Genomic DNA, 1,054 nt, shown 5'->3' with positions numbered 1-1,054 from the left:
TCGCGCGAACGCGAGCACCGCGCCGATTCCGGCGCGGCGTTCGCGGCCACGGCGCTGCGCAGCGCATCGGGCTGAGCCCGCACGCCGCGCGCGGCCGCGTCAGTCGGCGCTGTCGTAGCTCAGCACGTCGAAGGCCTGCGTGTCCTTCTTGTTCCAGCTCAGGCTGCTCACACGCGTGACGAAGCGATAGCGCTTGCCGGCCTGCGGCGCGGCGCCCGGCATCAGTGCCGCGGTGTGCGGATCGAGATAGAGCATCAGGGAATAGCCTCCGTCGCCGCGCACGTGCAGCGCGCGGCGGTCGCGCGCCGAGACTGCGTTGACCCGCGCGGCGGCATAGTCCGCCGGCACGTCGGCGGCGACGATCTCGCCCTCGACGCGCGCGATCTTCTGGTAGGAAGGATCGCCGGCCGGATCGAAGCCCGCGCCGCTGTCGCGGCGCGCGTCGGCATAGCGCCGGAACGCGTCCATGAGCTCGGTCAGGCTCTGGTAGCGGATCGCCCATTCGATGTCGTCGGTGTCGCGCCGGATGTGGTCGGCCGCGAGCAGCAGGTTCTCGGTCCAGTTGCCGCAGGCCAGCTTGCGTTCGCAGTTCGGCCAGCCGCTGTCGAGCCAACGCGCGAGCGACTGCTTCTTGTCGTGCGATCCCATCTGCAGCGCGATGCCCGGTCCCATCGCGAGGCCGACCTGCTTCTGCGCCGGCGCGACCACGAGCACGGCGCCGTTGCCGACGTCGAGCTTGCCGACGCGCAGCTGGCGCATCATCGCCTGCGCATACGCGTCGCCGTCCAGGCCGTGCAGATCCTTGACCAGCAGGGTCACGATCTCGACGCCGTGGCTGCGCGCATGCTCGAAGAAGCGCTGCTCGAACTGCCTGCGCCAGTTCGCGTCGAGCACGCCGTATTCGTCGTAGACGAAGCGGTCGAACTTCGACGGCGTCGAACCCGGGGCCGGCAGCACGTCGACCGGCGCGGTCGCGACGGACGCAGCGACCGGCGCGGCCGCGGGCGTCGCCGGCAACGGAGCCGGCGCGATCAGATCGGAAGAGCGTCGGGTA

At 71.1% G+C, this 1,054-nt stretch carries 1 protein-coding gene; it reads right to left on the bottom strand.

Going from position 1 to position 1,054, the window contains the following annotated elements:
* Window positions 1-99: 99 nt before the first annotated feature.
* The coding region (locus NON22_RS24735) for a TPM domain-containing protein (RefSeq protein WP_257389636.1) at window positions 100-1,054 on the bottom strand (955 nt) is incomplete at its 5' end.

Origin of the sequence: Tahibacter caeni (assembly GCF_024609805.1) — a bacterium.
Lineage (GTDB): Bacteria > Pseudomonadota > Gammaproteobacteria > Xanthomonadales > Rhodanobacteraceae > Tahibacter > Tahibacter caeni.
This window is presented reverse-complemented; position numbering and strand designations above follow the sequence as displayed.